Source organism: Stenotrophomonas sp. YJH_SMC_123, from assembly GCF_059368215.1.
The window spans coordinates 16,209-42,312 of sequence record NZ_JCAFRM010000009.1 but is presented as its reverse complement, the minus strand read 5'-3'; the positions used below and the strand labels follow the sequence as shown (position 1 = coordinate 42,312).

At 66.7% G+C, this 26,104-nt stretch carries 25 protein-coding genes and 1 pseudogene; 13 read left to right on the top strand and 13 right to left on the bottom strand.

What is annotated here, in order from left to right:
• Positions 1-47: 47 nt before the first annotated feature.
• Together AC5P5W_RS18225 and AC5P5W_RS18220 are read right to left on the bottom strand one after the other, a co-directional pair.
• A complete protein-coding gene (locus tag AC5P5W_RS18225; RefSeq protein ID WP_014648466.1) occupies positions 48-476 on the bottom strand; it encodes a YbaN family protein in 429 nt (142 codons plus the stop codon).
• Between the two features lie 54 nt (positions 477-530).
• Positions 531-2,642: a S9 family peptidase gene (locus AC5P5W_RS18220; protein ID WP_197575515.1), complete on the bottom strand. Its 2,112-nt coding sequence runs from the start codon at positions 2,640-2,642 to the stop codon at positions 531-533.
• A 143-nt stretch (positions 2,643-2,785) separates the two neighbouring features.
• On the opposite strand from AC5P5W_RS18220, the gene AC5P5W_RS18215 reads away from it, so the two are divergent.
• Positions 2,786-3,979, top strand: coding sequence for a pyridoxal phosphate-dependent aminotransferase (locus AC5P5W_RS18215; RefSeq protein WP_197575513.1), 1,194 nt, complete (start codon positions 2,786-2,788; stop codon positions 3,977-3,979).
• Positions 3,980-4,097: 118 nt separating this feature from the next.
• Here AC5P5W_RS18215 and AC5P5W_RS18210 read toward each other — a convergent pair whose 3' ends face one another.
• Positions 4,098-6,194 carry a prolyl oligopeptidase family serine peptidase gene (locus tag AC5P5W_RS18210; protein WP_197575535.1) on the bottom strand — a complete coding sequence of 699 codons (2,097 nt, stop codon included), beginning with the start codon at positions 6,192-6,194 and terminating at the stop codon, positions 4,098-4,100.
• 69 nt (positions 6,195-6,263) lie between these two features.
• Complete coding sequence (locus AC5P5W_RS18205) at positions 6,264-6,587, bottom strand: hypothetical protein (RefSeq protein ID WP_032961212.1); 324 nt, start codon at positions 6,585-6,587, stop codon at positions 6,264-6,266.
• Between the two features lie 128 nt (positions 6,588-6,715).
• On the opposite strand from AC5P5W_RS18205, the gene AC5P5W_RS18200 reads away from it, so the two are divergent.
• Complete coding sequence (locus AC5P5W_RS18200) at positions 6,716-7,318, top strand: lipocalin family protein (RefSeq protein WP_014648471.1); 603 nt, start codon at positions 6,716-6,718, stop codon at positions 7,316-7,318.
• 40 nt (positions 7,319-7,358) lie between these two features.
• On the opposite strand, the gene AC5P5W_RS18195 is transcribed toward AC5P5W_RS18200, so the two are convergent.
• The 5 genes and pseudogenes from AC5P5W_RS18195 to AC5P5W_RS18175 form a co-directional block, all read right to left on the bottom strand.
• Complete coding sequence (locus AC5P5W_RS18195) at positions 7,359-7,658, bottom strand: HigA family addiction module antitoxin (RefSeq protein ID WP_197575533.1); 300 nt, start codon at positions 7,656-7,658, stop codon at positions 7,359-7,361.
• Between the two features lie 10 nt (positions 7,659-7,668).
• Positions 7,669-7,946: pseudogene (locus tag AC5P5W_RS18190) on the bottom strand (type II toxin-antitoxin system RelE/ParE family toxin).
• A gap of 199 nt (positions 7,947-8,145) precedes the next feature.
• Entirely contained in the window at positions 8,146-8,835 is a 690-nt protein-coding gene (locus AC5P5W_RS18185) for a methionine ABC transporter permease (RefSeq protein ID WP_197575531.1), read from the bottom strand.
• Positions 8,832-9,839, bottom strand: a complete 1,008-nt coding sequence (locus AC5P5W_RS18180) for an ATP-binding cassette domain-containing protein (RefSeq protein ID WP_197575530.1) — start codon at positions 9,837-9,839, stop codon at positions 8,832-8,834. The genes AC5P5W_RS18185 and AC5P5W_RS18180 overlap by 4 nt, the downstream gene beginning before the upstream one ends.
• Before the next feature lie 162 nt (positions 9,840-10,001).
• Positions 10,002-10,898, bottom strand: a complete 897-nt coding sequence (locus tag AC5P5W_RS18175; protein WP_014648474.1) for a DMT family transporter — start codon at positions 10,896-10,898, stop codon at positions 10,002-10,004.
• A gap of 155 nt (positions 10,899-11,053) precedes the next feature.
• Here AC5P5W_RS18175 and AC5P5W_RS18170 point away from each other — a divergent pair, with 155 nt between their 5' ends.
• The 3 genes from AC5P5W_RS18170 to AC5P5W_RS18160 all read left to right on the top strand — a co-directional run bounded on the left by AC5P5W_RS18170 (position 11,054) and on the right by AC5P5W_RS18160 (position 13,004).
• On the top strand, positions 11,054-11,536 hold the full coding sequence (locus AC5P5W_RS18170; protein ID WP_006471121.1) for a YajQ family cyclic di-GMP-binding protein: 483 nt from the start codon (positions 11,054-11,056) through the stop codon (positions 11,534-11,536).
• Between the two features lie 101 nt (positions 11,537-11,637).
• The gene (locus tag AC5P5W_RS18165; RefSeq protein WP_049406028.1) at positions 11,638-12,204 is read left to right on the top strand and encodes a DUF1415 domain-containing protein; all 567 of its coding nucleotides are present in this window, start codon (positions 11,638-11,640) and stop codon (positions 12,202-12,204) included.
• The gene (locus AC5P5W_RS18160; protein ID WP_032961223.1) at positions 12,201-13,004 is read left to right on the top strand and encodes an SDR family oxidoreductase; all 804 of its coding nucleotides are present in this window, start codon (positions 12,201-12,203) and stop codon (positions 13,002-13,004) included. Before AC5P5W_RS18165 ends, AC5P5W_RS18160 begins: the two co-directional genes overlap by 4 nt.
• Before the next feature lie 71 nt (positions 13,005-13,075).
• Here AC5P5W_RS18160 and AC5P5W_RS18155 read toward each other — a convergent pair whose 3' ends face one another.
• Positions 13,076-15,106, bottom strand: coding sequence for a M3 family metallopeptidase (locus AC5P5W_RS18155; RefSeq protein ID WP_126411377.1), 2,031 nt, complete (start codon positions 15,104-15,106; stop codon positions 13,076-13,078).
• A gap of 170 nt (positions 15,107-15,276) precedes the next feature.
• On the opposite strand from AC5P5W_RS18155, the gene AC5P5W_RS18150 reads away from it, so the two are divergent.
• Positions 15,277-15,681, top strand: a complete 405-nt coding sequence (locus tag AC5P5W_RS18150) for a hypothetical protein (protein WP_014648478.1) — start codon at positions 15,277-15,279, stop codon at positions 15,679-15,681.
• A 138-nt stretch (positions 15,682-15,819) separates the two neighbouring features.
• Here AC5P5W_RS18150 and AC5P5W_RS18145 read toward each other — a convergent pair whose 3' ends face one another.
• Positions 15,820-16,932: a PLP-dependent cysteine synthase family protein gene (locus AC5P5W_RS18145; protein WP_014038552.1), complete on the bottom strand. Its 1,113-nt coding sequence runs from the start codon at positions 16,930-16,932 to the stop codon at positions 15,820-15,822.
• 125 nt (positions 16,933-17,057) lie between these two features.
• Here AC5P5W_RS18145 and gloA point away from each other — a divergent pair, with 125 nt between their 5' ends.
• Both gloA and AC5P5W_RS18135 read left to right on the top strand, forming a co-directional pair.
• On the top strand, positions 17,058-17,573 hold the full coding sequence (gene gloA, locus AC5P5W_RS18140) for a lactoylglutathione lyase (RefSeq protein ID WP_014648479.1): 516 nt from the start codon (positions 17,058-17,060) through the stop codon (positions 17,571-17,573).
• Positions 17,574-17,663: 90 nt separating this feature from the next.
• Positions 17,664-18,092 carry a VOC family protein gene (locus AC5P5W_RS18135; protein WP_032961230.1) on the top strand — a complete coding sequence of 143 codons (429 nt, stop codon included), beginning with the start codon at positions 17,664-17,666 and terminating at the stop codon, positions 18,090-18,092.
• Positions 18,093-18,159: 67 nt separating this feature from the next.
• Here AC5P5W_RS18135 and AC5P5W_RS18130 read toward each other — a convergent pair whose 3' ends face one another.
• Positions 18,160-18,591 carry a CBS domain-containing protein gene (locus tag AC5P5W_RS18130; protein WP_197575033.1) on the bottom strand — a complete coding sequence of 144 codons (432 nt, stop codon included), beginning with the start codon at positions 18,589-18,591 and terminating at the stop codon, positions 18,160-18,162.
• A 446-nt stretch (positions 18,592-19,037) separates the two neighbouring features.
• Positions 19,038-20,876 carry a glutamine--fructose-6-phosphate transaminase (isomerizing) gene (gene glmS, locus AC5P5W_RS18125; protein WP_197575031.1) on the bottom strand — a complete coding sequence of 613 codons (1,839 nt, stop codon included), beginning with the start codon at positions 20,874-20,876 and terminating at the stop codon, positions 19,038-19,040.
• 203 nt (positions 20,877-21,079) lie between these two features.
• Here glmS and AC5P5W_RS18120 point away from each other — a divergent pair, with 203 nt between their 5' ends.
• The 5 genes from AC5P5W_RS18120 to AC5P5W_RS18100 are packed head-to-tail and all read left to right on the top strand — an operon-like array spanning position 21,080 to position 26,054.
• Positions 21,080-22,357: an efflux RND transporter periplasmic adaptor subunit gene (locus tag AC5P5W_RS18120; RefSeq protein WP_014648483.1), complete on the top strand. Its 1,278-nt coding sequence runs from the start codon at positions 21,080-21,082 to the stop codon at positions 22,355-22,357.
• 35 nt (positions 22,358-22,392) lie between these two features.
• Positions 22,393-23,118, top strand: a complete 726-nt coding sequence (locus AC5P5W_RS18115; RefSeq protein ID WP_014648484.1) for an ABC transporter ATP-binding protein — start codon at positions 22,393-22,395, stop codon at positions 23,116-23,118.
• Between the two features lie 10 nt (positions 23,119-23,128).
• Entirely contained in the window at positions 23,129-24,430 is a 1,302-nt protein-coding gene (locus AC5P5W_RS18110; RefSeq protein WP_014648485.1) for an ABC transporter permease, read from the top strand.
• 21 nt (positions 24,431-24,451) lie between these two features.
• Positions 24,452-25,666 (top strand): ABC transporter permease, encoded by a 1,215-nt coding sequence (locus AC5P5W_RS18105; protein ID WP_014648486.1) that lies wholly within the window; start codon positions 24,452-24,454, stop codon positions 25,664-25,666.
• A gap of 16 nt (positions 25,667-25,682) precedes the next feature.
• Positions 25,683-26,054, top strand: a complete 372-nt coding sequence (locus AC5P5W_RS18100; protein WP_014648487.1) for a PDZ domain-containing protein — start codon at positions 25,683-25,685, stop codon at positions 26,052-26,054.
• The last annotated feature ends 50 nt before the right edge of the window (positions 26,055-26,104 follow it).

Below are 26,104 nucleotides of genomic sequence, written 5' to 3'. Positions count from 1 at the left end.
TGCAGGGAATCGGGTTGCCGGCCAGCGGCCGGCACTACCGCCGGCGCTCAATCCGCGGGCGGTGGTGGCAGCGGCCGCGTCCACAGCCAGATTGCGACCACGGTCATGCTGCCGATCGAGAACCACTTCACCCAGGCGATCGGCACGCACCACAGCATGATGCCGGCGCATACCGCCATGGTGATCGTGGCCATCCACTTGCCGTAGCGGCTGACCGCCCCGTGTGCCTGCCAGTTGGCGATGGCCGGGCCGAAACGCGGATGCTGCAGCAGCCAAGTATGCAGGCGCTCCGAACCGCGCGAGGCGGCCCAGGCCGAGATCAGGATGAATACGGTGGTCGGCAGCCCCGGAACGAAGATGCCGACGATGCCGGTGCCCAGGCTGACGTACGCCAGCAGCCACCATGCCCAGCGGAAACGCACCACGCGCGGCGGCGTGGCGCTATCGCGGGGTGCAGATGGCTCGGGCTGGCTCATGGCCGCAAGGATACCGGTTCAGGGTGCCAGGCAGCGCCCGGCGCCCCTTCGCCGTTACGGCTGGGCGATGCCCAGCTGCTGCAGCACGAACGCGTACGACTCGGACAGTTCGCGGTAGCGCTGGAAGCGCCCCGACTTGCCGCCGTGGCCAGCTTCCATGTTGGTGCGGAACAGGATCGGGTAGTGGCCGGTGTTGTCATCACGCAGCTTGGCCACCCATTTGGCGGGCTCCCAGTACTGCACCTGCGAATCCCACAGGCCGGTACCCACGTACAGCGCCGGGTACGCCTGCTGCTTCACGTTGTCATAGGGCGAGTAGGACAGCATGTAGTCGTAATACGGCTTCTGCTCCGGGTTGCCCCACTCGTCGTATTCGTTGGTGGTCAACGGAATGGTCGGGTCGAGCATGGTGGTGACCACGTCGACGAACGGCACCTGCGCCACCATCACCCGGTAATCCTGCGGCGCCTGGTTGGCCACCGCGCCCATCAGCAGGCCGCCGGCGCTGCCACCGGACGCGGCCACGCGATCCTTCGCCGCCCAGCCCTGTGCTACCAGGCCACGGGTGACGTCGATGAAGTCGTTGAAGGTGTTCTGCTTGTGCAGCAGCTTGCCGTTCTCGTACCAGTCGCGCCCCATCTCCTGGCCGCCACGGATGTGGGCGATGGCATACACCACGCCACGATCAAGCAGGCTGACTGCGGTCTGGTTGAAGTACGGATCCATCGACATGCCGTAGCTGCCGTAGGCGTACTGGAACAGCGCGCCCTTGCCGTCCTTCTGGTAGCCCTTGCGGTAGACCAGCGACACCGGCACCTTCACGCCATCGCGCGCGGTGATCCAGACGCGGTCGGTTTCATACTTCGACGCGTCATAGCCGATCACCGGCTGCACCTTCAGCTGGCGACGCTCGCCGGTGGCGGTGTTCAGCTCGAACACGGTGGTCGGGGTGGTCATCGAGGTGTAGACGTAGCGCAGCCACGGCGTATCGGCCTCGGTGTTATCGCCCAGGCCCATCGAATAGGCCGGCTCGTCGGCCTTCACGTAATCGCTGCGCCCGTCCTTGAACAGCAGGCGGATGCGCTCCAGGCCCTCGGACCGCTCGGCGATGGCAGTGTACGTGTCGAACAGTTCGAAGCCTTCGATGAACACCGCATCGTCATGCGCGATCCAGTCTTTCCATTGCGCGCGCGAGGTGGCATCGGTCGGTGCGGTGACCAGCTTGAAATTCTTGGCACCATCATTGGTGCGGATCACCCAGCGGCCGTCATGGTGGTCGGCGTCGTACTCGACATCGCGCTGGCGCGGGGCCAGCACGGTGAAGGTGGTCGGGTCGCTGGCCGGCGCGTAGCGCTCTTCCGAGGACACGGTGCTGTGCACGCCGATGGTGATGAAGCGATCGTCGCGGGTGCGGCCGATGCCCATGTAGAAACTGTCGTCCTTCTCTTCGTAGACGACGGTGTCGGCGCTGGCCGGGGTGCCCAGCACGTGCTTCTTCACGCGCACGGTCAGCAGCGTTTCCGGATCGTTCTCGACATACAGCACGGTGCGGTTGTCGTCGGCCCAGACCAGGTCGCCGGAGCTGCCGGTGATCACATCGGGCAGCACCGTGCCGGTGGCCAGGTCCTTGAAGCGGATCGTGTACTGGCGGCGGCCGACGTCATCGTCGGCCCAGGCCAGCAGCTGGTTGTCCTGGCTGACTTCCATCGAACCGACGCTGAAGTAGCCCTTGCCGGCGGCCATCGCGTTGACGTCCAGCAGGACTTCCTCGGCCGCCTCCATGCTGCCCTTGCGGCGCGCGTGGATGGGGTAATCCTGGCCGGTCTCGAAGCGGCTGTAGTACCAGTAGCCGCGCTCGCGCGCCGGCACGCTGGAATCGTCCTGCTTGATGCGGCCGACGATCTCCTTGTACAGGGTGTCTTCCAGTGGCTTCAGCGGTGCCAGCAGCTGGTCGGCGTAGGCATTCTCGGCCTGCAGGTAGGCCAGCATGTCCTTGTTCTCGCGCTTGTCGTCGCGCAGCCAGTAATAGTCATCGTTGCGGGTCGCGCCGAACGGCGCCTTGACCACGTGCGGATGCTTGGCGGCATCCGGCGGAACGGGCGGCGTGGCGGCGGTAGCAGTCGTGGTCATCAGGCTGGCGAGCAACAGGCAGAGAGTGGACTTCATGAGATAAGGCTCCTGGCGCATCAATGCAATGGTCTTCGACGGGGTCAGATCCCTTTTCCCGAAAAGGGATCTGACCCCAATCGCGGCAATGCGGCAACCCTGCGGAACGTCATGGGTTGCGCCGGCCGGCGTACCATGGGCACATGAGCACCCCGCCCCACACGCCGGGCTACAGCCGGCGCAGCCATGAAATCGCTCCGTTCCACGTGATGTCCCTGCTGGCCCGCGCGCAGGCGCTGGAACAGGCAGGCCACGATGTGATCCACCTGGAAATCGGCGAACCGGACTTCACTACCGCCGAACCCGTCGTGCGTGCCGGCCAGGCCGCACTGGCCGCCGGCCACACCCGCTACACCGCCGCGCGCGGCCTGCCGGCGCTGCGCCAGGCGATCAGCGGTTTCTACCGCAGCCACTATGGGCTGGATGTCGATCCCGGACGCATCCTGGTCACCCCGGGTGGGTCCGGTGCGCTGCTGCTGGCCAGCAGCCTGCTGGTCGATCCCGGCCGCCACTGGCTGCTGGCCGACCCCGGCTACCCCTGCAACCGCCACTTCCTGCGCCTCGTCGAGGGCGGCGCGCAGCTGGTGCCGGTCGGCCCGGACACCGCCTACCAGCTGACCCCTTTGCTGGTGGAACAGCACTGGAATGACGACAGCGTCGGCGCGCTGGTCGCCTCACCGGCCAATCCGACCGGCACCGTGCTGTCCGCCGACGAACTGGCGGCACTGTCGCAGGCCCTGCACGCGCGGGGCGGCCACCTGGTGGTGGACGAGATCTACCACGGCCTGACCTACGGCCTGGATGCGCCCAGCGTGCTGCAGGTGGACGACAGCGCGTTCGTGCTGAACAGTTTTTCCAAGTACTTCGGCATGACCGGCTGGCGGCTGGGCTGGCTGGTGGCACCGCCTGCAGCGGTACCGGACCTGGAAAAGCTGGCGCAGAACCTGTACATCAGCGCCTCCAGCATCGCCCAGCACGCCGCGCTCGCCTGCTTCAGCGAGGAATCAATGGCGATCTTCGAACAGCGCCGCGAAGCGTTCCGCCAACGCCGCGACTTCCTGCTGCCCGCGTTGCGTGAGCTCGGCTTCCGCATTGAAGTCGAGCCGCAGGGCGCGTTCTACCTGTACGCCGATGTCAGCGCGTTCACCGACGACGCGCAGGCGTTCTGCGCGCACTTCCTGGAAACCGAGCACGTGGCATTCACCCCGGGCCTGGATTTCGGCTTCCATCGCGCCAACCAGCATGTGCGGCTGGCGTATACCCAGCAGGTACCGCGTTTGCAGGAGGCGGTGGCGCGGATCGCACGCGGGTTGAAGCGTTGGCAGGGATCACGTTGAGGGTTGTGCCGGCCGCTGGCCGGCAACCCGGGAATGCCTGAATGATGCGGTTGCCGGCCAGCGGCCGGCACTACCGGTAAAGAAAAACGCCGCCCTGGGGCGGCGTTTTCCGTTCTGCTTACTTGCCGCCCAACCGCTCCCACAGGAAGCTGTAGGCCAGCGCGGACATATGCGCGGCCTGTGCGTTGTTGGCTGCGCCGCCGTGGCCCCCTTCGATGTTCTCGTAGTAGGTCACGTCCTTGCCGGCGTCGATCATCTTCGCCGCCATCTTGCGGGCGTGGCCCGGGTGCACGCGGTCATCGCGGGTGGAGGTCGTGAACAGCACCGGCGGGTAGTTCTTCTTCGCGTTGAACAGGTGATACGGCGAGAAGGTCTTGATGAATTCCCAGTCGCTGGTGTCCGGGTTGCCGTACTCGGCCATCCACGAGGCGCCGGCCAACAGGTGGCTGTAGCGCTTCATGTCCAGCAGCGGCACCTGCACCACCACCGCACCGAACAGCTCCGGGTACTGGGTCAGCATGTTGCCGGTCAGCAGGCCACCGTTGCTGCCGCCCTGCACGCCCAGGTGCTTGGCGCTGGTGATCTTGCGCTTGACCAGGTCCCGCGCCACCGCGGCCATGTCTTCATAGGCCTTGTGACGGTTCTGCTTCAGCGCCGCCTGGTGCCAGCGCGGGCCGTACTCGCCGCCGCCGCGGATGTTGGCGACCACGTACACGCCGCCCTTCTCCAGCCAGGCGCGGCCCATGCCACCGGAATAGCTCGGGGTCAGCGAGATCTCGAAACCACCGTAGCCATACAGCAGGGTCGGGTTGGAGCCATCGAGCTTCATCGCCCTGTCGTGCACCACGAAATACGGCACGCGGGTGCCGTCCTTGCTGGTGGCGAAGTGCTGCTCGATCACCTTGCCCTTGGCATCGAAGAAGGCCGGCATGGTCTTCAGCGTTTCCGGTGCCTGGCCGATCTCGGCCAGGGCCAGCGTGGTCGGCGTCAGGTAATCGGTGGCGGTCAGCCACACCGCGTCGCTGTCATTGCTGTCCACCGCAGCCACGGCCAGCGTGCCGAAGGCCGGGGCGCCGACGAAGCGACTGGTCTGCCAGCCGTCGGCGCCCGGGGTCAGCACCGACAGGCGGTTCTTGACGTCGTCCAGCACGTTCAGCACCAGGTGGCTCTTGGTCCAGCTGGCACTGGCCAGCGAGGTGGTCGCGGTCGGGGTGAACAGCACGTCGAAGTCGCGCTTGCCGGCCAGGAAGTCGTCCAGCTTCGTCGCCAGCAGCGAACCGGACGCGTAGGTCTTGCCGCCCACGGTCCACGGATCGCGCAGTTCCAGGGTCAGCCACTGCTTGTGCAACCCCTTCTCGGCCGAGTTCGGCGCGTCGATCTTGGTCAGCGTGCCGTCGTCGCCACGCAGGTAGAGCTCGTTGTTGTAGAACGCCAGGGTGCGGCTGACCAGGTTGCGTTCGAAGCCCGGGGTGTCATCGTGCATCGCCGCGATGTACATGTCCTCCGGCTTGCCTTCGTACACCACGGTGGCCGAGGACATCGGCGTGCCGCGCTTCCACAGCTTGGCCACGCGCGGGTAGCCGGAGGTGGTCATCGAGCCGGCACCGAAGTCGGTGTAGACGAACACGGTGTCGCGATCGACCCAGTTGAGGCCGCCCTTCGACTCCGGACGGAAGAAGCCGTCCTTGATCCAGGTCTTGTTGGCCAGGTCGAACTCACGGGTGACGTCGGCGTCGGCGCCGCCGCGCGACAGCGCGATCAGGCAGCGGCTGTAATCCGGGCGCAGGCAGTCGGCGCCGTGCCAGACCCAGTTCTCGCCCTCGGCCTTGTTCAGTGCATCCAGGTCGAGCACGGTCTCCCACTGCGGCGAGGCCTTGCGGTACTCGGCCAGGGTGGTGCGGCGCCACAGGCCGCGCTCGTGCTGCTGGTCCTTCCAGAAGTTGTAGTAGTAGTCACCGATCTTCTGCACGCCGGGAATCTTGGCGTCGGAGTCGAGCACCTCGCGGATGCTGGTCTCCATCTGCTTGAAGGCCGGGGTCTGCGCCAGGCGCGCCTCGGACCTGGCATTCTGTTCCTTGACCCAGGACAGTGGCTTGTCGCCGGTGACGTCCTCCAGCCAGGCGTAGTGATCGGTGTCTTCAGCGGCCACGGCGGTCCCCACCGAGGCAGCGGTCATCATGCCGGCCAGCAGGCAGGCGGAAGCGAGTCGTGACATTGCAGCTCCAGGCAGTCATAAGCCGGGGAACGCTAGCACGGAATGTCGCGGCCTCCCCCGTGTCGAAGGTCAGGCCGTGGCCGCCGGACCGCGCCGGCCGCGTGCGGCGGAAGCCGGCCGACGGCGCGCCTGTCCACCGGTACGCCGCGCCCGCCATCGCCATGACGGGTGCGGCAGCGGAAAGCGCAGCAGCGCCCACCAGGCGGCGAGCGGCATGCCCACCAGCCACATCGGCAGCCAGCCCAGCCACGCGCTGCTGCCGCGTGCCGCCGGCCAGACCAGGATCAGCGCCAGCCCGGCCAGCGCCAGTTGCCGCACGCCGCGCAGCAGGCGTGGGTCGGCGCGTTCGATGACGCGTTCAGTTGCAGGGCGACGGACGGAACGAGCGTTCATGGGGGCTTCTCCGGTAGACAATGCAACACAGCTTGGGCAAGCCCCTTCTCACAGGATGCGACACCATTGACGGATCGCGTGCACACAGTCGACCATGCGCGTGCAAGCCCACTGGAGCCCGCTCCCGCATGACTTCGATCCGCCCGTTCTGCGCCGTGCTGCTGGCTCTGTCCCTGGCAGGTCCTGCCATGGCCGCCAGTGAGCCGCCGTCGCCCCGCGCCAGCGCCACCGACGCGGCCGACCCGGGGGCGCCGATCGACCTGAAGCGCTTCATGGGCACCTGGTATGTGATCGGCCGCGTGCCGAACTTCATCGAACGCGGGCATGTCGCCAGCGTCAACGAGTACGAGCTGCGCGACGAGCACAAGGTCGCCATCACCTACCGCTACCGTGATGGCTTCGGCGAACCACTGCAGGAAATTCGCGCACGTGCCAGCGTCGATCCGGACAGCGGCAACCATGGCTGGCGAACCTGGTTCTATCGCGTGGTGCCGACCCATTCGCGGGTACTGGAAGTGGCCCCGGACTATTCATGGGCACTGATCGGTTATCCGGGCCGCGAAATGGCCTGGATCTTCGCGCGCAAGCCGGACATGGACAAAGCCCTGTACAAGGAGCTGGCCGAGCGCCTGCGCGACGAGTACGGCGTGAACACCGACAAGCTCAAGCGCGTGCCTCAGCATCCGGAACAGGTCGGCAAGCTGGGCTACGAAGTACCGAACGCGCGTTGACCGGATCGTGGGCGCGGATCCGGGGCCGCGCGTCCAGGGTTCATGCCTCCCGAGGCTGCACGCGGCGTTCGATCTCGCTGCGTGTTGGCAATGTCTTGAGATCGTAGGCCGCCTGCATCGCAAGCCAGGAAGCGGCATCCCCGCCGAAATGCCGTGCCAACCGCGCTGCCGTGTCCGCCGAAATGCTGCGCTGACCGTGGACGATGGCGTGCAGCCGCGTTGCGGGAACATCCAGCGCCTTCGCCAGCGCATTCACGCTCAGCGACAGGGGCAGCAGAAACTCTTCGCGCAGGATCTCGCCAGGATGGATGGCGCGCATGCCGTTGTGGGGACGCTTCATGGCGGGCACCTCAGTGATAGTCAACAATTTCCACGGCATCGGCGCCGCCGTCGGTCCAGGTGAAACAGAGCCGCCACTGATCGTTGATACGGAGGCTGTATTGTCCTCTCCGATCACCTGACAGCGCCTCAAGACGATTCCCGGGCGGGCTGCGCAGGAAGGCCAGCGTCTGTGCCGAATCGAGCAGCTGGAGTTTACGTTCAGCAGCGCGTCGTATCGGGCGCCAAGCGCGAGGGCAGGCTCCTTCAAACAGGGCCGGGTCTGCTTGCAGCGGAATGAACGGATCATTCCGCCAAACGTATTACGCCTTACGGAACACACCAAGGAACGCGACGTGCTGCCAGTCCCAGTCTGGCGATACCGATCCCTGATGGACGTGGCAGCTTCCAGAGCCTGGCGCCATGACAGGCACCCTGTCGACACTCTGCAAGCTGCCGGCCAGCGGCCGGCACTACGCGAACGATGCCGGGCGCCGCCCGGCACTCTGTTATCTGCGGCTGTAATGCGCGACCAGGCGGTCGCCGAGCATCTGCAGCAGCTGCACCAGGACCAGCAACAGGACCACGGTGACCAGCGCCACGTCGGTGTGCGAACGCTGGTAACCATCGCGGAACGCCAGGTCGCCGAGGCCACCGGAACCGATCGCACCGCCCATCGCGGTGAAGCCGATCAGGGCCACGGTGGTGACCGTCGCCCCGGCGATCAGCCCCGGTCGTGCTTCCGGCAGCAGCACCCGGGTGACCAGCTGCCAGGTGGTGGCGCCCATCGCCTGGGTCGCCTCGATCACGCCACGATCCACTTCGCGCAGCGCGGTCTCGACAAGGCGCGCGTAGAACGGCGCCGCGCCGATCACCAGCGGCACGATCGCGCCGCGCACGCCCAGCGAGGTACCCATCAGGAACAGCGTGACCGGGATCAGCACGATCATCAGGATGATGAAAGGCACCGAGCGCAGCAGGTTCACCACCAGAGCCAGCACGCCATAGGCAAACGGCCGGCGCTTCATCTGCGGCGCCCCGAACAGGTACAGCAGCACACCCAGCGGCAGGCCGATGGCCAGGGTCAGCGGCAGCGAACCGAGCAGCATCAGCAGGGTGTCGAAGGTGGCCTGGCCGATGTCGGCCCACTTGCCCGCATCCAGGTGACGGAAGAAACCGCCGGCAGTGGCGATGATCATCGACGCAGCTCCTCGACATGCACGCCGGCAGCCACGAAGGCCGCCTGCGCGGCGGACTGGTCACCGCCCACCAGGGCGACCACCAGCTGGCCATAGGGGGTGTCCTTGATCCGGTCGATACGGCCGGACAGGATGTTGTAGTCGACCCCGGTCTGGCGCGCGACGCTGCCCAGCAGGGGTTCGTAGGTGTCGCCGCCGAGGAAGGTCAGGCGCACGATGCGCCCGCCCACCACGTCGAAATCGCGGTGCAACGCCCCTTCGTCCACGTGCTCCGATTCGCTGACGAACCGACGCGTGGTCGGGTGCTGCGGATGCAGGAACACCCGGGTAACCGGGCCGGTCTCGACCATCTGGCCAGCATCGAGCACGGCCACGCGGTCGCAGACACGGCGGATCACGTCCATCTCGTGGGTGATCAGCACGATGGTCAGGCCCAGCTCGCGGTTGATCTTCGACAACAGCGACAGCACCGAGGCGGTGGTCTGCGGATCCAGCGCGCTGGTGGCCTCATCGCACAGCAGGATCTGCGGGCGGGTCGCCAGCGCACGGGCGATGCCGACACGCTGCTTCTGGCCGCCGGACAGCTGCGCCGGATACTTCTGCGCGTGCGCTTCCAGGCCCACGGTCTGCAGCAGCTCGGCCACGCGCGCGTCGATCTCCGCCTGCGGCGTGCCGGCCAGCTCCAGCGGGAAGGCGACATTGCCAGCCACCGTGCGCGACGACAGCAGGTTGAAGTGCTGGAAGATCATGCCGATGCGCCGGCGCAGCGTGCGCAGGCCGTTCGCGTCCAGTGCGGTGACATCCTCGCCACCGATCAGCAGCCGGCCACCGCTGGGTTCTTCCAGGCGGTTGATCATGCGGATCAGGGTCGACTTGCCCGCGCCGGAATGGCCGATGATGCCGAATACCTCACCGGCCTCGATGGTCAGGTCCAGCGGTTGCAGCGCGCTGACTTCGCGGCCGGCAACGGCATAGGATTTGTGCAGGCGCTGGAACTCGATCACGGGCGTGGCTCACCGGCTGGGTGACGGAAGGGGGCGTGCAGCCTACCAGCGCAGGCGGTCGCGCGCCCGCGCCATGGGCCAGAATGTTATTCCTTTTGGTTCTAAGCCGCCCGCGCCGACGTGTTGGCAGGGGCTCTGACCCCATTCCCAGGCCCAACCGGCTCAGGGATGGTCCAGCGGCTTAGGTGGCTGCACCCGGTTCAGGCGCTCACGATGCAGCAGGTACAGCCCCGAAGCCACGATGATCGCGGCGCCCACCCAGGTATAGCCATCAGGCAGCTGGCCCCAGAAGGCCAGGTCCCAACCGATCACCCAGACCAGGCCACTGTATTCCAAGGGCGCGATCATCGAGGCCTCGCCCAGCTGGAACGCCTTGGTCAGGGCGATCTGGCCCAGCGCCCCGGCCAGGCCCATGCCGGCGATCAGCGGCGCATGCGCCAGCTGCAGCGGCACCCAGCCGGGAAGGGACAGCAGGCCGGCACCGATGGCCATGATCACCAGGAACCAGACCACCATCGACTGCGAGGTATCGGTGCGGGTCAGCAGGCTGACCGTGATCGCCGCCACGGCATAGGCGGTGGCCGCAGCCAGCACCATCAGGCCGGGCACCGAGATGAAACCGTCCACGCCCGGCCGCAGCACCACCAGCACGCCGACCAGGCCGATGCCGATGGCGACCCAGCGCCGTGGCCCGACCCGCTCGCCCAGCAGCGGTACCGACAAGGCGGCGATCAGCAGCGGGGCGACGAAATAGATCGTGTAGGCGGTGGACAGCGGCAGGTCGCGCAGGGCGAACACGAAGCAGCCGATCATCGCCATGCCCAGCGCGCCACGCAGCAGGTGCAGGCCCCAGCGACGCGGCACCAGCGAGCGCGGGCCGGCGCTGGCCAACACCCAGACCAGCACGAACGGCAACGAGGCCGCGCCGCGCAGGAAGGTCACTTCCAGGGTCGGATAGCTGGCCGACAGCTGCTTCATGCCAGCGTCCATCAGCGAGAAACAGGCGACCGCAGCGACCATCCAGGCCACCGCACGCGAAGGGGAGCGTTGCACGTTCATGGCCCATTATCGCCCGGTCGTCGCTTTCTGTAGAGCCGAGCCCACGCTCGGCTGCCCTTCACAAAGCCGCCGAGCGTGGGCTCGGCTCTACAGGGGACGGGCATGCGGGCCCTCGCGATAGAATGATCGCCACTGAAACCTGCGGAGCACCGCCCATGCCTTCCTTCGACGTCGTGTCCGAAGTCGACACCCACGAGCTGACCAACGCCATCGACCAGGCCAACCGCGAACTGGCCACCCGCTTCGACTTCAAGGGCGTGGACGCAAAGTTCGAGCGCGACGGCGATGTCATCAACCAGACCGCGCCGACCGAATTCCAGCTCAAGCAGATGAACGACATCCTGCGTGCTCGCCTGGCCGCACGCGGCATCGACGTGCTCAGCCTGGAGTTCGGCGACATCGAGACCAACCTGGCCCAGGCCCGGCAGAAGATCACCGTCAAGCAGGGCATCGAGCAGAAGATCGCCAAGAAGATCGCGGCGGCGCTGAAGGATGCCAAGCTGAAGGTGGAAAGCCAGATCAACGGCGACAAGCTGCGCGTGCAGGGCAAGAAGCGCGACGACCTGCAGGACGCCATCGCCGTGCTCAAGGCCGGCAAGTTCGAGCTGCCGCTGCAGTTCAACAACTTCCGCGACTGAGGCATCCGCCGGGCATGCCCCGGCGCTGCCAGCGGCAGGCACGACGGCGCGTTGCCAGCGACGCGCCTACAATGGCGGCCCCGCCAGCCGACGTGCCCGCCATGACCGATTCCCCCCTGCCCACCGATGACCCGATCGCTGCCACCCGCCTGTGGCTGGAGCGCATCGTCATCGGTCTGAATCTGTGCCCGTTCGCCAAGGCGGTGTATGTGAAGGACCAGGTCCGCATCGTGCTCAGTGATGCGACCACGCCGGAAGCGCTGGTTGAGCAGCTGGCCGAGGAACTGGTGCTGTTGCGCGATACGCCGGCCGAGCAGATCGATACCACGCTGATCGTGCATCCGCAGGTGCTGACCGACTTCCTCGACTACAACGATTTCCTCGACAACGCCGACGCCGCGATCGAGGCACTGGACCTGCAGGGCATCCTGCAGGTGGCCAGCTTCCACCCGGACTACCAGTTCGACGGCGTGGCAGCGGACGACGCCAGCAACTACACCAATCGCGCGCCCTTCCCCACCCTGCACCTGCTGCGCGAAGACAGCGTGGCGCGCGCAGTGGATGTCTATCCGGACCCGGACGTGATCGTCGAGCGCAACATCCAGACCCTGGACCGCATCGGCGTGGACGGCTGGCATCGCCGCCTGCGTGGCGAAGACCTGACGTGAGCACGGTGCCGCCGATTGCCGCATGGCCGGCCGCGCCGCTGTCGGGCAAGGTGGTGCTGGTCACCGGCGGCGCCAACGGCATCGGCCGTGGCATCGCACAGGCCGTGCTCGGTGCCGGCGGACGCGTGCTGATCGGCGACCTGGACGTGGAGGCCGGCGAGGCGTGCCTGGCGGAATGGCAGCGTAGTGGCGAGGCCGCATTCCAGCGCCTGGACATCACCGACGAAGCCAGCGTGCGCGACTTCATCGCCGTGGCCCTGCGGCGTTTCAGCCGTATCGACGGGCTGGTCAACAACGCGGGCATCGCCGGACCGCATGGCACGCAGCTGCAGGACATGGACTGGGACGAGTGGCAGCGCCGCCTGTCCTCGCTGCACGGTGCCTTCCTGTGCAGCAAGCACGCACTACCGGCGCTGACGGCCAGCGCCGCCGGCGCAATCATCAACATCGCCTCGACCCGCGCCTGGCAATCCGAAGCGCACAGCGAGGCCTATGCTGCGGCCAAAGGCGGGCTGGTGGCGTTCACCCATGCGCTGGCGATCAGTGCCGGCCCAACGGTGCGGGTCAACAGCATCAGTCCGGGCTGGATCGGCACCACGGCCTGGCAGGCCCCCTCGCGGCGACACGCACCGGAGTACTCCGCCATCGACCAGGCACAGCACCCGGTCGGCCGGGTCGGCCGCCCCGAGGACATCGGCGCGCTGGCGGTGTACCTGCTGTCGTCGCTGTCCGGCTTCAGCACCGGCCAGGACTTCATCGTCGACGGCGGCATGACCCGGAAGATGATCTACGCCGAATAGAAAAAGGGGACGGAGGGGATTAAGTCGTTTGTGCACAAACGACTTAATCCCCTCCGTCCCCTTTTTTTCGCTTACGCCATGCCCGAGTGCCGCAGCAGCGCGTCGATCTGCGGCGCGCGGCCGCGGAAGGCCTTGAAGTTCTCCGCCGCCGGGCGGCTGCCACCACGCGACAGGATCTCATCGCGGAAGCGTGCACCGGTTTCAGCCAGTGCCTGCGGCGCTTCCTCGAACGCGGCGTAGGCATCGGCGCTGAGCACTTCGGCCCACTTGTAGCTGTAGTAACCCGCGGCGTAACCACCGGCGAAGATGTGGCTGAACTGGTGCGGGAAGCGGTTCCAGACCGGCGGGTGGTTCACGGCCACTTCCGCGCGCACTCGGTCCAGCAGTGCCAGCACGCTGTCCTGCGCCGGTTCGAACTGGCTGTGCAGCAGCATGTCGAACAGGCCGAACTCCAGCTGGCGCACCGTGGCCATGCCGCTATGGAAATTGCGCGCCGCCAGCATGCGCTCGTACAGCGCGCGCGGCAGCGGCTCGCCACTGTCCACGTGCGCGGTCATGCCCTGCAGGTGGTCCCATTCCCAGCAGAAGTTCTCCATGAACTGGCTGGGCAGCTCCACCGCGTCCCATTCCACGCCGTTGATGCCGGCCACGCCCAGTTCGCCGATGCGGGTCAGCAGCTGGTGCAGCCCGTGGCCCATCTCATGGAACAGCGTGGTCACTTCATTGTGGCTGAAGGTCGCCGGCCTGCCGTTGGCGCCCCGGCCAAAGTTGCACACCAGGTAGACCAGTGGCGTCTGCACGCTGCCGTCGCCACGCACGCGACGGTTGCGGCAATCGTCCATCCACGCACCGCCGCGCTTGCCCTCGCGTGCGTACAGGTCCAGGTAGAACTGGCCGACCAGCGCGCCCTGCGCATCGACCAGGCGGAAGAAGCGCACGTCTTCGTGCCACACCGGTGCGCTGTCTTCCTGCACATGCAGGCCATACAGCTGCTCGATCACCGAGAACAGGCCGCCCAGTACCTTCGGTTCGGTGAAATACTGCTTCACTTCCTGCTCGGAATAGCTGTAACGCGCCTGCTTCAGGCGGTCGGCGGCGAACGCCAGGTCCCAGGCCTGCAGGTCATCGATGCCCAGCTGCTCGCGTGCGAACTGCTCCAGCTCGGCGCGGTCCTTGGCCGCGAACGGCTTGGCTCGCGCGGCAAGGTCACGCAGGAAACCCAGCACTTCGGCCGGATCCTGCGCCATCTTGGTCGCCACCGAGTAATGGCCGTACGAATCGAAGCCGAGCAACGCGGCCAGTTCGGCGCGCAGGGCAAGGATACGGTCGATGTTGCCACTGTTGTCCAGCGCGTCATCGCCGAACTCCGATGCACGCTGCGCGCTGGCACGGTACAGGATCTCGCGCAGGTCGCGGTCTTCACCCCAGGTCTGCACCGGCAGGTAGCACGGCATCTGCAGGGTCAGTTTCCAGCCGGTCCTGCCGTCCTTCTCTGCCGCAGCGCGCGCGGCAGCCTTCACGTCTTCCGGCAGGCCCAGCAGTCGCGCTTCGTCCTCGATGTACAGCGACCATGCATCGGTGGCGTCGAGCACGTTCTGCGAGAACTTCGCCGACAGCGCCGACAGTTCCTCCTTGATCGCCGCAAAGCGCTGCTGCGCCTCAGGTGCCAGCTCGGCACCGCCCAGGCGGAAGTCACGCAGCGTGTTGTCCAGCACCTTGCGCTGGGCTTCATTGAAATGCGCCGCCTCCGGGCTGGCGGCCAGTGCCTGGTACTGGCGATACAGCGCCAGGTTCTGGCCCAGCGCGCTGGCGAAACGGGTCACCCGCGGCAGGTTGCCGTTGTAGGCCTCACGCAGTTCCGGGGTGTTGACCACCCCCTGCAGGTGGCCGACCAGGCCCCAGGCACGCCACAGGCGCTCGGTGGCGTCATCCAGCGGGGTGACGAAGGTGTCCCAACGCACCGGCTGCACCCGCTCGGCTGCGCTGACGGCAGCTTCGGCCTCGGCCAGCAGCACATCCAGCGCCGGCGCGACGTGCTCGGGGCGGATCGCGTCAAAGCGCGGCAGTCCGGAAAAGTCGAGCAGGGGGTTGGCAACGGTCACGGCAGATCTCCAGGGAACGGGCCCGGCGGGCGGGCAGCTTCCCAGATATGGCGCTGACAGGCGCGGCTGACAAGGGGGCATGCGCCGGCGTTCACGTCGGCCTGACGGCCGCGCACCGAAGCTCTGGCTGCGGGGGAGTCCGCAGCGGTACTTACCGAACGAGGCCCTACATGGAAGGTCTGGCTGCAGTGGCATCCATCTCACCGGCGCGCTCGCTGGCGCTGTCCGCCAGCCCGGCAGAACTGGCCTGGATCGCCGCGCTGTGCGATGCCGGCGACGACGCCCCCCGCCATTTGGAGCAGCTGCAGGCGGTATTGCAGCAGGGCGGCACGTTCAACGATGCCCAGGAGTGGTACCCGTTCGAGGTGATCGAGCGCGGCGCCAGCCAGTTGCAGCTGGGCCACGAGCGCGAGTTCGTGATCTGCGTGCTGCTGTGGCTGCAGGCATTGGCCCAGGGACGCGCCAGCATCCTGGACCCCAGCCTGCACCTGGATGACCGAGCGATGGACATCGAGGCGTTGCCTGATGCGCTGCGCGATGCGGTGCTGGATGCGTTCACCGCAGCGGGGTATTGAGACGCCCCGGCGACCGGGTGGAGTCGACTGTGGGTCGACTTTCGCGCGCAGCGCGGGATTCCGGCGACCTGAACGTGGAGCGGTCGACCAACAGTAGACGCTACCCAGCCGATGCGCAGCCGGCCGTGCGTTGCCGCGTTACAACGCTTCCAGGCTGCACCACGGCAGTTCGGGCAACCCCTGCCCGGCCACCGCCGCCGCCAGCTGCGCATCGGCGCCGTCGACATCGATCCCCTGTCGCCCATACCACGCCGGGTCGTAATAGCTCTGCGCATAGCGCTCGCCACTGTCGCACAGGATGCTGACGATGCTGCCCTGGTGGCCCGCCTCACGCATCCATTGCGCGGCCTGCAGCACGCCGATGAAGTTGGTGCCGGTGGAGCCACCGACACGGCGGCCGAGCTGGCGGCTGACATGGCGCATCGCGGCCAGGCTCAGCGCATCGGGCACCTTCACCATCGCATCGACACTGGTCGGGATGAAACTCGGCTCCACCCGTGGCCGGCCGATGCCTTCCACGCGCGAGCCACCGCTACAGGTCAGTCCACGCCAGTCCTGTTCACCGGCCACGGCAGCCTTGTAGCCGTCGAAGAACACCGACACTTCCGGGTCCGCGCACAGGATGCGGGTGTCATGCCGGCGGTAGCTGACATAACGGCCCAGCGTGGCGGCGGTACCGCCGGTACCCGGGCTGCACACGATCCATTCCGGAACCGGGCTGGGCTCTTCGGCCATCTGCTTGAAGATGGATTCAGCGATGTTGTTGTTGGCACGCCAGTCGGTCGCCCGCTCGGCATAGGTGAACTGGTCCATGAAGTGGCCGCCGGTTTCGCGGGCCAGCTTTTCCGAATCACAGTTGAGGTCGCAGGCGCGCTCGACCAGGTGGCAGCGGCCCCCGTGGAACTCGATCGCCGCGATCTTTTCCGGCGAGGTGGTGGCCGGGATCACCGCAATGAACGGCAGGCCCAGCAGGCGCGCGAAATAGGCTTCGGACACGGCGGTCGAGCCACTGGAGGCCTCGATCACTGGCCGGCCCTCGCGCAACCAACCGTTGGCCAGCGCGTACAGGAACAGCGAGCGCGCCAGCCGGTGCTTGAGGCTGCCGGTGGGATGGCTCGACTCGTCCTTCAGGTACAGGTCGATGCCCTCGAACCCGGGCAGCGCCAGCGGGATCAGATGGGTATCGGCGGAACGGTTGAAATCGGCTTCGATCTTGCGGATGGCGGCGGCCACCCATTCACGCTGCGACATGGCGGGCAATCGTTATCAGGACGGAACGGTGCGATCCGGCCATTGTACGTCGCGGTGCCGTCAGGTGCGGGCCGGTAGAATGGCGCCATCCGGCCGGCAACGGCCCCGTCTGAAGGACCTCCCCCATGACCATTCCCGCCCTGCGCGATGTCCCCGGCGTCGCCGCCCAGGCCCCGGCCGAAACCAGCGGCTTCGTGTTCAACCACACCATGCTGCGGGTGAAGGACATCACCGCCTCGCTGGACTTCTACACCCGCGTGCTGGGTTACCAGCTGATCGACAAGCGCGACTTCCCGGACGCCCAGTTCAGCCTGTACTTCCTGGCCTACGTGCCGGCCGGCGCAGTGGTGCCAGAAGACGACAGCCAGCGCCGCCTGTGGATGGCCGGCCTGCCGGGCGTGCTGGAACTGACCCATAACCACGGTACCGAAACCCAGGCCGGTGCGGTGTACCACGACGGTAACAGCGACCCGCGCGGCTTCGGCCACATCTGCGTGTCGGTGCCGGACATCGAGGCCGCCTGCCAGCGCTTCGAGGACCTCGGCGTGACCTTCCAGAAACGCCTGACCGACGGCCGCATGAAGAATCTGGCCTTCATCAAGGACCCGGACGGCTACTGGGTCGAAATCATCGCCAACTGACAAAAAGGGGACGGAGGGGATTAAGTCATTTCTGGCACTATTGGCCGGAAGCGACTTAATCCCCTCCGTCCCCTTTTTTGCGAGGTTCGTATGGAAACGATGGAACTGCACCGCGGCCGACTGATCGACCATCTGCAGCTGGTGGTGCGTGACCTGGCCGCCAGCCGCCGCTTCTACCAGGCGGTGTTCGACACCATCGGCATCCCGATCGCCGGCGAAGGCGATGATTACTTCTGGGCCGATGAGCTGTTCATTTCCAGCGCCAGCAGCGAGGCCGCCGCCGGCCAGCTGACCGGCCGGCACCATCTGGCCTTCCAGGCCCGCGACAGCGCCACCGTCGATGCCTTCCATACCGCCGCGATCGCCGCCGGCGGCACCGATAACGGCGCGCCGGGCGAACGCCCCTACCACCCGGGCTACTACGGCGCCTTCGTGCTCGACCCGGACGGCAACAACATCGAAGTGGTCTATCACGGTCCTGCGAACTACAGCGCCGACTCGGTGAAGGTCACGTTCTGATATCACCGAAGCCGTGAACGAAGAAGCCGGGCAATGCCCGGCTTCCCTGCTTCCAGCGCTGCAGCCCTCAGTGGGCGGCCATGTAGATGTCCTGAAGCACGGCCTTTTCCAGTTCCAGCTCGCCCAGCAGGTTCTTCACGATATCGCCCAGACTGAGGATGCCGACCAGCTGGTTGCCGTCGATCACCATCAGATGACGGCGCCGCGAGTACGTCATCAACGACATGGCCTGCTTCAGCGTCGCGTCCGGCGCAATGCCTTCCAGGCCGGTGGACGGCAGGCTGGAGATCACCCGGCGGCCGGCCTGCGGGCCGTCGTCGGCCAGGGTACGCACGATGTCCTTCTCGGAAATGATGCCGACCGGGGCATCGTCCTTCATCACCACCAGCGCAGCGATCCTGTTCGCGCTCATCTTGTGGGCGGCGGCACCGATGGTGTCCTCGGCGTCGATGGTGATGACAGCTTCTTTCTTGGATTGCAGAAGTTCGCGGACGTTCATTCTTGTTTCCTGATGCAGGTCACTGAAGTCAAAAAAGTGTGCTCTTCCGATACGCCCCCTCCCCGGGAACAGACCTTTCAGCGCACGTCTGGCGCACCCGCCCGCCGCATGGAATGGATCGGCAGGCGATGTGCTGCAACGCGAACGAGGTGGGCTCAACCGCTCAACCCGGACCTCGGTCAAATCGATTCTACGACTGCGACCATCGGTCACTACCGGCATCGATAGGACAGTTCGTCGTGGGAACCAATCGACGATCCAGAGAATGGCACCGCGGCTGAAACCGCCGCTGAATACAGCCAATGCCACGCATTAAAGAATGATTGCCTGCTGCCGACGGCGGACAGAACACCCGGCGGCTGTCCCACTTGGCATGGCCAACCACGCAAACGAAAGGGGCCACGCGGGCCCCTTTTCGCATGCAGCATTCAACGGACCCGGGAGTGTTACTCCACCGTCACGCTCTTGGCCAGGTTGCGCGGCTTGTCCACGTCGGTGCCGCGTGCCAGCGCGGTGTGGTAGGCCAGCAGCTGCACCGGAATGGTGTGCACGATCGGGCTGAGCACGCCGGCATGGCGCGGCGTGCGGATCACGTGCACGCCTTCGGACTCATTGAAGTTGCTGTCCTGGTCGGCGAACACGAACAGCTCGCCACCACGGGCGCGCACTTCCTGCATGTTCGACTTCACCTTCTCCAGCAGGCTGTCATTGGGGGCGATCACCACCACCGGCATGTCCTCGTCCACCAGCGCCAGCGGGCCATGCTTCAGCTCGCCCGCCGGGTAGGCCTCGGCGTGGATGTAGGAAATCTCCTTGAGCTTGAGCGAGCCTTCCAGCGCGATCGGGTAATGCAGGCCACGGCCCAGGAACAGCGCATTGGACTTGCGCGCGAAGCGTTCGGCCCACGCCGCGATCTGCGGTTCCAGATTCAGCGCGTGCTGCACGCTGCCCGGCAGGAAGCGCAGCTGTTCCAGGTAATCCGCTTCCTGCGCCGCGTCGATGCGGCCATGCAGCTTGCCCAGCACCACGGTCAACTGGAACAGCGCGGCCAGCTGGGTGGTGAAGGCCTTGGTCGAAGCTACGCCGATCTCCGCGCCCGCGCGGGTGTAGCAGACCAGCTCGCTGGCGCGCGGAATCGCGCTTTCCGGCACGTTGCAGATCGACAGCGTGTGCTTGTGGCCAAGCGCCTTGGCGTACTTCAGCGCCTCCATCGTATCCAGCGTTTCGCCGGACTGGGAGATGGTGACGATCAGGTGCTTCGGGTTGGCATACGCGGCGCGGTAGCGGTACTCGCTGGCAATCTCCACGCTGCACGGCAGGCCGGCGATGGCTTCGATCCAGTAGCGCGCGGTCAGGCCGGCGTAGTAGCTGGTGCCGCAGGCAATGATCTGCACGCCCTCGATGCCCGACAGCACCGCTTCGGCGTTCTTGCCGAACAGCCCGGCCGGGAAACCACCGGCGTCGATCGCCGCCTCGATGGTGTCGCCCAGCGCGCGCGGCTGCTCGTGGATTTCCTTCTGCATGAAGTGGCGGTACGGGCCAAGCTCCAGCGATGCCAGCGACACGTCGGACAGGTGCACATCGCGCTCGACCGGCCGGTCATGCTCATCGAAGATGCGCACGCCATCGCGACGGATCTCGGCGGTGTCGCCCTCTTCCAGGAAGATCACCTTGCGGGTGGCCGAGATCACCGCCGAGACGTCGGAGGCGACGAAGTTCTCGCCCTCGCCCAGGCCCACCAGCAGCGGGCAGCCCATGCGCGCGCAGACGAAGCGCTCCGGCTCGGCGCGGCTGACCACGGCCAGCGCGTAGGCGCCGGTCAGCTCCTTCACCGTGTGCTGCAGCGCCACCAGCAGGTCATCGCCGCCCTTCAGGTGATGATGGATCAGGTGCGCGATGACTTCGGTGTCGGTCTGCGACTCGAAGGTGTAGCCCAGCGCGCGCAGCTTCTCGCGCTGCTCTTCGTGGTTCTCGATGATGCCGTTGTGCACCAGCGCCACGCCGTGGCTGATGTGCGGATGCGCGTTGGCCTCGGTGACGCCGCCGTGGGTGGCCCAGCGGGTGTGGCCGATACCCAGCACCGCATTGAACCCTTCGGCCTCGGCCGCCGTGGCCATTTCCGACACGCGACCGGTGCGGCGGACACGACGTACTTCGGGGCGCTCGGCGTGATCGATCACCGCGATGCCCGAGGAGTCGTAACCACGGTACTCAAGCCGCTTCAGGCCTTCGATCAGCACCGGCACCACGTCGCGATCGGCGATTGCACCCACGATTCCACACATGTCACGCGTTTCCTTGAAGACGATCGGCGCATTCTAGCCCGCGTGTCCGGCTTCCCCCTCCTGTCCGCTTAATGAAAGTGTCCGGAAAGGTGTCCGCGGACACCCGGACACTCCAGCGGCCCGCCCAACCTGTTGAACTGAAAGGAAATAAAGTTGGCACGCTACGTGCTTGGTACTGGCTACCACCGTCAGGCACGCACCCGATGATCCGCGACACTTCCGCACAGGACCAGATCGTTTCCTCCGCCCCGGCCGGCGCCACCCGCGCCAACTGGCAGCGCTACCGCTGGCCGGCGCTGGGCGCCATCGTGCTGCTGGCCGGCATCGGCTGGGCCGTGCATGCCTGGTCCAATGCCAGCCGCTCCTTCGACAGCAGCCGGGTGCGCATCGCCGAAGTGAAGCGCGGCGACCTGGTCCGCGACATCGCCGCCGACGGCCGGGTGATCGCCGCCAACAGCCCGATCCTGTACGCCATCTCGGCCGGCACCGTGGACCTGAAAGTGGTCGCCGGTGACGTGGTGAAGAAGGGCCAGGAACTGGCGGTCATCGACAGCCCGGAACTGCGCAGCAAGCTGGCCCAGGAACAGGCCACCCTGGCCGGCCTGGAAGCCGAGGCCAGCCGTGCCGCGCTGGACGCCACCCTGGCCCGCGCCAAGTCGCGCAAGGAAACCGACCAGGCCACCATCGAGCGCCAGGCCGCCGACCGCGACCTGCAGCGCTTCCAGCGCGGCTACGACGGCGGTGCGGTGCCACAGATCGACCTGGCCAAGGCCAAGGACTCGCTGAAGAAGGCCGACATCACCCTGGCCAACGCCACCACCGATGCGCGCCTGCAGAGCCAGGGCGCCGACCTGGATGCCCGCAACAAGCGCCTGCTGGCCGACCGCCAGAAGGCCGTGGTGGCCGAAGTGCAGCGCCAGGTCGACGCACTGACCCTGCGCGCACCGTTTGACGGCCAGGTCGGCCAGGTGCAGGCGGTCCAGTCCACCAACCTGGCTGCCAACGCGCCGGTGCTGGGCGTGGTCGACCTGTCCAAGTTCGAGGTCGAGATCAAGGTGCCGGAGAGCTTCGCCCGCGACCTGGCGATCGGCATGCCGGCGCAGCTGACCGGTGGCAATGGCAAGCCGTTCCCGGGCGAGATCAGCGCGGTGTCGCCGGAAGTGGTCAACGGCGAGGTCAACGCCCGCGTGCGCTTCGCCAGCGCGCAGCCGGAAGGCCTGCGCCAGAGCCAGCGGATGTCGGTGCGCGTGCTGCTCGATACCCGCAAGGACGTGCTGAAGGTCGAGCGCGGCCCGTTCGTCGAACAGGGCAATGGCGTGGCCTACGTGATGGATGGCCGCACCGCGGTGCGGCGTCCGGTGGAACTGGGCGTCAGCAGCCTGGGCGAAGTGGAAATCAAGTCGGGTGTGCAGCCGGGCGACCGCATCGTGGTCTCCGGCAGCGACCTGTTCAAGGACGCCGAACGCGTCTCCGTCAACTGATACCCGATACCTGAATCCTGGAGAGAGGACACCCCATGTACATGCTCGAAATGCGTTCGGTCGCCAAGGTCTTCCGCACCGAACAGGTGGAAACCCACGCGTTGCGCTCGCTGGAACTGCAGGTCAAGGAAGGCGAGTTCGTCGCGGTCACCGGCCCGTCCGGCTCCGGCAAGACCACCTTCCTCAACATCGCCGGCCTGCTGGAAACCTTCACCAGCGGCACCTACCTGCTTGACGGCCAGGACGTGAGCACGCTTGGCGATGACGCCCGCAGCCGCCTGCGCAACCAGAAGATCGGCTTCATCTTCCAGGGCTTCAACCTGATTCCCGACCTGAACCTGTTCGACAACGTCGACGTGCCGCTGCGCTACCGGAAGATGAGTGCCAACGAGCGCCGCGAACGCATCGAGAAGGCGCTCACCCAAGTCGGCCTGGGCTCACGCATGAAGCACTACCCGAACGAACTGTCCGGCGGCCAGCAGCAGCGTGCGGCGATCGCGCGTGCGCTGGCCGGCAGCCCGCGCCTGCTGCTGGCCGACGAACCGACCGGCAACCTGGATACGCAGATGGCCCGCGGCGTGATGGAACTGCTGGAGGAGATCAATGCCGCCGGCACCACCATCGTGATGGTCACCCACGACCCGGAACTGGCCGCGCGCGCGCAGCGCAACGTGCACATCGTCGATGGCCAGGTGACCGACCTGGTGCGCGAACCGGTGCTGGCTACCCCGCCGCGCCACATCGTTGCCGTCAACGAGTGAGGGCACTCCCATGTTCGCCTACTACACCCGATTGGCGGTACGCAGCTTCCGCCGCAACAAGATCCTGACCGCACTGATGGTGGTCGCCATCGCGCTCGGCATCGGTGCCTCGATGACCACGCTGACGGTGTTCCACGTGCTGTCCGGCGACCCGATTCCCGGCAAGAGCGACCAGCTGTTCTACGTGCAGGTCGATCCGCGCCCGCGCGGCGGCTATACCCCGGGTGAGGAGCCTGAGGAACAGATGACACGGCGCGACGCCGAGACCCTGCTGCGCGAGAAGCGCGGCATCCGCCAGGCGATGATGAGCGCGGGCGGCGGCACAGTGGAACCGGAGCTCAGCACGCTCAAGCCGTTCTCGGTGGATACGCGCTGGACGTCGGCCGATTTCTTCCCGATGTTCGACGTGCCGATGCAGTACGGGCGTGCCTGGAACAGCAGCGATGATGACAATCGCAGCCGGGTGGTGGTGCTGTCGAAAGCGATCAACGACAAGCTGTTCCAGGGTGCCGACAGCACCGGTCGCGAGATCCGCCTGAGTGGCCATTCACTGCGGGTGATCGGCGTGATGAAGAAGTGGAATCCCGAACCCCACTTCTTCGATCTGACCACCGGCAACTACGGCAAGGATGAAGACCTGCTGGTGCCGTTTTCCACTGCGATGGACCTGGAGTTCGGCAGCAACGGCAACATGAACTGCTTCGGCGAGAATCCGGATGGCAGCAGCAACTCGATCAACGCGCCCTGCAGCTGGATCCAGTACTGGGTGGAGCTGGATCCGGCCAAGGTCGAGGACTACCGCAGCTACCTGGCCAACTACTCGGACCAGCAGCGCGCAGCGGGCCGTTTCGAGCGCCCCACCAACGTGCGCCTGCGCCCGGTGATGGAGTGGTTGACGTTCAAGAATGCCGTGCCCAGCGACGTGCGCCTGCAGATGTGGCTGGCATTGGGCTTTCTCGGCGTCTGCCTGGTCAACACGGTGGGCCTGCTGCTGGCGAAGTTCCTGCGCCGCAGCGGCGAGATCGGCGTGCGCCGCGCCCTCGGTGCCAGCCGTGGGCAGATCTTCCTGCAATGCCTGGTTGAAGCCGGTGCGATCGGCGTTGCCGGCGGCGTGCTCGGCATCGGCCTGGCCCTGCTCGGCCTGTATGCGGTGCGCCAGCAACCCGTGGACTACGCGAGCCTGGCCCACCTGGACGGCAGCATGCTGCTGCTGGCCATTGGCCTGACCCTGTTCGCCAGCCTCGCCGCTGGTTTCCTGCCCGCCTGGCGCGCGATGCAGGTTACCCCGGCCATCCAGCTCAAGTCGCAGTAAGCACGAGTACGAGGACCTCCCATGGATATCCGCCCCATCCTCAGCACCCTGCGCCGGCACAAGACAGCCGCCGCCCTGATCGTGCTGGAAGTCGCCCTGACCTGCGCCATCGTCTGCAATGCCCTGTTCCTGGTCACCCAGCGCGTTGAACGGATCAGCCAGACCAGCGGCCTGGCCGAGAACGAGCTGGTGTTCGTCCGGGTCAGCGGCATCGGCAAGCAGACCAATGGCCAGGCCCGCACCCAGGAGGACCTGTCCGCCCTGCGCGCCGTTCCCGGGGTCACCGCAGCCGCGAAGGTCAACCAGCTGCCGTTCCGCCCGAACTCCTCCAATACCAGCGTTTCGCTGAAGCAGGAACAGGAACGTCCGACCGCCTTCGTCACCATGTACATGTTCGGCGAAGGTGGACTGTCCACGCTTGGACTGCAGCTGACCGCCGGCCGCGACTTCCAGCCCAGTGAATACAGCAACGTCGAGGATGCACAGAAGAACGCCTCCACCAATACCGCCTCCTCGGTGATCATCAGCCGCACGCTCGCCGACAGGCTGTACCCCGGCGAGAACGCACTGGGCAAGACGTTCTACATGGGCAAGCAGCCACTGCACGTGGTGGGTATTGTCGCGTCATTGGCCACGCCCACCGATTACAACAACAACACCACGCTGTCGATGGTGCTGCCTGTGCGGACCGATTTCACCCAGGGCCCGTACGTCCTGCGCACCGCTCCGGAACGGCGCGAGGAAGTACTCAAGGGCGCGATCGCCGCGCTTGAACGCAACGACCCCAACCGGCTGGTGCGCGAGAAGCTGACCTATGAGGCGCAGCGCAATGACTACTTCAAGAACGACAGGGCCATGGTCGGGCTGCTGATCACGGTGTGCATCTCGCTGCTGGTGGTCACCGCACTGGGCATCATCGGCCTGGCCAGCTTCTGGGTGCAGCAGCGCAGCAAGCAGATTGGTATCCGTCGCGCGCTCGGCGCGACGCGTGGGCAGATCCTGCGCTACTTCCAGACCGAGAACTTCCTGCTGGCCACGCTGGGCATCGTGCTGGGCATGCTGGCCGCCTATGCGATCAACCTGGCACTGATGAACATGTACGAGCTGCCGCGCATGCCGCTGCACTACCTGCCGCTGGGCGCACTGCTGCTGTGGGTGCTTGGCCAGATCGCGGTGTTCGGGCCGGCCCGGCGCGCGGCAGCGGTACCGCCTGCGGTTGCCACGCGGGGCGCATGAGATGCGTATCCGCTGGATGCTGATGATGATGCTCCTGCCACTGCCGGCACTGGCCGGCGGTGGCAGCTCGCAGACACTGGAGTGGCGCCAGGACGATGCGCGCCTGGCATTGCGTTCGAGCGAAGGCCAGGTGCGCGTGGAAGCCGCCGGCCCGGAAGCCCGCTTCGGCGTGCGCAGCGGCGATCGCATCCTGCGGGTGGATGACACCACCGTACGCAGGATCGAGCATCTTGCCGAGGCCCTGCGGCGTTCAAGCGCCGCCAGGGCCTATCTCCTGCTGCAGCGCGACAGGCAGGAACTGACGGTCGCGGTGGACGCCGCTGCCTGGCGCAGGGCGCTGGTCGCTCCGCCTCCGCCAGCACCGCCACCGCCGCCGCCCCGACGCTGAGCCCGCCGCCCCGACGGCTACGGGTTTGGCTATGCTTGATGGGTGGCGCC